Genomic DNA, 3,067 nt, shown 5'->3' with positions numbered 1-3,067 from the left:
GCCAGAGCCTGACCCTTCCGGCCATCATCGCGCTCGTCGGCAGCGTCTCCTTCGCGGCCATGATGATCATGGGCCGCCAATTGCGCGGCACGCCGGATGTGACGCTCGTGGCCTGGCAAACGCTGGGCGCCTTTGTCATGGGGCTGATCCTGCTGCCCTTCGGCTGGACGACGCCGAGCCTCGCCCATATCGGGCTGCTCGGCTTGCTCGGTATCGTCGCCATGGCCGCACATCTCTGCGTCACACGCTCGCTCAAGCTGGCGGAGGCCTCTGTCGTCGTGCCCTACCAGTATACGCTGATCGTCTGGGCCCTGATCTTCGGCTGGTTCATCTTTGGCGACTGGCCGTCGCTCTCGATGCTGATCGGCTCGGGCCTCATCGTGGTTGCCGGCCTCGCCCTGATGGTGCTCGAACGGCGGGCGGGAAAGACCACTGAGATGCTCGACCCGCCCTGAGGCGCGCCGCGCTCCCGCTGACGAGGCAGGCCCGGACATTCTCATGCATTCGCCTCGCCCTCCCCGCGCGGGCTCTGCAGTCGACGCCTGGCGGCGGCCATGCCACACCAAGAGCTCATCTCAATAAGGCCGAGCCGCTAGACGAGACGAGGCCAGCCCCACGAGGACGCCCATGGCCCTGATCACCTATCTCACCACGACCCGTTTCGGCTTCGGCGAGGTCGCCGGCATCGATGCCGATCTCACCGCGCTGGGCATGCGCGAGCCACTGATCATTGCGGACAAGGGCGTCGTCGCTGTCGGTCTCGTCGGCACGGTTCAGGCGCATTCTCCAGCCTTGCAGGCCGCCCCGATCTTCGATGCCACGCCGACCAACCCGACAGAAGAGGCCGTGCTCGCAGCACTGGCGCTGTATCGCGAAAGCGGATGCGACGGGCTTGTCGCCATTGGCGGCGGCTCGCCAATCGATCTCGCCAAGGGCGTGGCGCTGCTCGCAGGTCATGATGGACCACTCGAAACCTATGCGGCGATCCTCGGCGGCATTCCGAAAGTGACCGCAGCCGTCGCGCCGGTGATCGCGATCCCCACCACCTCGGGCACCGGCAGCGAGGTAGGGCGCGCCGCGCTGATCACCCTGAGGGATGGGCGCAAGCTCGGCTTCATCTCGCCACATCTGATTCCAAGGCTCGCGATCTGCGACCCCGAGCTCACGCTCGCCCTGCCTGCCTGGCTTACCGCCGCAACCGGCATGGATGCGATCACCCATTGCATCGAGACCTATCTCAGCCCGCGCGAGAACCCGCCCGCCGAGGCGATCGCACTCGACGGGCTGAAGCGCGCAGTCGCACATATCGAGCGGGCCGTGACCGATGGATCCGATCGCGAAGCCCGCAAGGAGATGATGATGGCGGCCCTTCAGGGCGGCCTGACCTTCCAGAAGGGCCTCGGCGCGGTGCATGCGCTCTCCCACCCGCTTGGTGGCCTCAAGGATATCTCGCTTCACCACGGCACGCTGAACGCCGTGTTGCTGCCGGCGGTGCTGCGCTTCAACGAGCCGGAATGCGGCCTGAAATACGTGGAGATCCGCCGCGCGCTCGATCTCGCTCCCGACACCGACCTCGCCAACTGGATCGCCGACCTGAGCCAGCGCCTCGGCATGCCGGCCTCCCTCACGCAAATGGGCGTCCCGCGCAGTGTCGTCCCGGCCATAGCCGAAGCTGCGGTGAAGGATCACTCTACCGCAAGCAACCCGCGCGCGGCGGCTGCCGCCGATTATGTCGCGATGCTGGAGGCCTCCTTCTGAGCAGCAACGCGCTCTACGCAGCCGGATCGAAAATGACACAGTCTCGGTCCGGTTGCCCTCCACTGGCGCCAATCACCTTGACCCTCCCCCGTCCGAACGTCATCGTGCGGCATCAGATTCACCCAGCCTGCACGAGGCTTGCCCCTATGCGCCGCGCCCTGCTGAAAACCACCCTCGTCGCAGCGACTTGCCTTGCTGCGACCATCAGCGTCGAGGCCACGAGCCGCCGCTATGTCGACCCGGCGGATCGGGCCGAGGCACGCATCATTCCGATGTATGGCAACCTGCCGGCCTGCGAGGATCCCGCCGTCCTCAGCGAGATCACAAGCTGGTTCAATTCGCGAGAGGCCAAATTCTGGGGGCCGCTGCAGGCGGTCGCCTATGATCGCATCCGACCCATCGGCTTCCGACCCTGGGGCGACGATTTCATCCCGCGCCGCTTCTGCACGGGGCGGATCGCGTTGAATGACGGCTCGCTGCACCGCATCGACTACTCCGTGCGCGAGAATCTCGGCCTGTTCGGCTTGACCTGGAACGTCAACTGGTGCGTCAACGGCCTCGATCGAGGTCTTTCCTACGCGCCCAATTGCCAGATGGCCCGGCCCGGCCCCGAAAAGTAACCTCCGGCTGTGAGACTGCCGCGCGCCTGGTTGTCGATGCTGACGCTGCTTGGCCTTATGGCCCCAGACGCGCAAGCGCAGGGGCAATATGGCCGCGGCGGCGTTCCCGGTGATTTCGACTTCTACGTTCTCGCCCTGTCATGGTCGCCGGGCTTCTGCGAACTGGACGGCGGACGCGGGCGCGCCCGCGAGCAATGCGAGAGCGGCGCCAATCTCGGCTTCGTCGTGCATGGCCTCTGGCCGCAGAACGAGCGCGGCTACCCCACTGATTGCGGACCGGCCGGCCGCACGCCTTCTCGCATCGCCCTCGACCAGGCCGACGGCCTGTTCCCGTCCGAGGGGCTCGCCCGCTATGAATGGCGCAAGCACGGCACCTGTTCGGGCTCGAGCCCGAACGACTATTTTTCGGATGTCCGGCGCGCCCGCCAGAAGGTCGCGATTCCTCCGGCGCTGCAGAAGGCGGATCGCGATCAGAGCTGGACCGCGATCGATCTCGAGCGCGCCTTCGCTGCGGCGAATCCAGGCTTGCGCAGCGACATGATGTCGATCGCCTGCAAACGCGGTGTGCTGCAGGAAGTCAGGATCTGCTTCAGCAAGGACCTGCGCAATTTCCGCACCTGCCAGGAGGTCGACCGTTCCGGCTGCCGCACGCGCGACATCACCGTGAAAGCTCAACGCTGACAGAGCGC

The 3,067-nt window shown here is 66.3% G+C and carries 4 protein-coding genes; all 4 read left to right on the top strand.

Going from position 1 to position 3,067, the window contains the following annotated elements:
- A partial coding sequence (locus tag AC1DRP_RS35905) for a DMT family transporter (protein ID WP_476771064.1) occupies nucleotides 1-455 on the top strand: 455 nt, incomplete at its 5' end.
- Between the two features lie 172 nt (nucleotides 456-627).
- A complete protein-coding gene (locus tag AC1DRP_RS35900; RefSeq protein ID WP_476771063.1) occupies nucleotides 628-1,758 on the top strand; it encodes an iron-containing alcohol dehydrogenase in 1,131 nt (376 codons plus the stop codon).
- 146 nt (nucleotides 1,759-1,904) lie between these two features.
- On the top strand, nucleotides 1,905-2,378 hold the full coding sequence (locus AC1DRP_RS35895) for a hypothetical protein (protein ID WP_441489482.1): 474 nt from the start codon (nucleotides 1,905-1,907) through the stop codon (nucleotides 2,376-2,378).
- A 36-nt stretch (nucleotides 2,379-2,414) separates the two neighbouring features.
- Complete coding sequence (locus tag AC1DRP_RS35890; protein ID WP_441505207.1) at nucleotides 2,415-3,059, top strand: ribonuclease T2 family protein; 645 nt, start codon at nucleotides 2,415-2,417, stop codon at nucleotides 3,057-3,059.
- Nucleotides 3,060-3,067: the final 8 nt, after the last annotated feature.

The sequence above is a fragment of the Allobosea sp. 01N443 genome (assembly GCF_056399325.1).
This window is presented reverse-complemented; position numbering and strand designations above follow the sequence as displayed.

What these genes read in the sequence shown, in the direction of transcription:
- AC1DRP_RS35895 (WP_441489482.1), top strand. Translation starts at nt 1,905, where the DNA reads ATGCGCCGCGCCCTGCTGAAAACCACCCTCGTCGCAGCGACTTGCCTT.
- AC1DRP_RS35900 (WP_476771063.1), top strand. Translation starts at nt 628, where the DNA reads ATGGCCCTGATCACCTATCTCACCACGACCCGTTTCGGCTTCGGCGAG.
- AC1DRP_RS35890 (WP_441505207.1), top strand. Translation starts at nt 2,415, where the DNA reads ATGCTGACGCTGCTTGGCCTTATGGCCCCAGACGCGCAAGCGCAGGGG.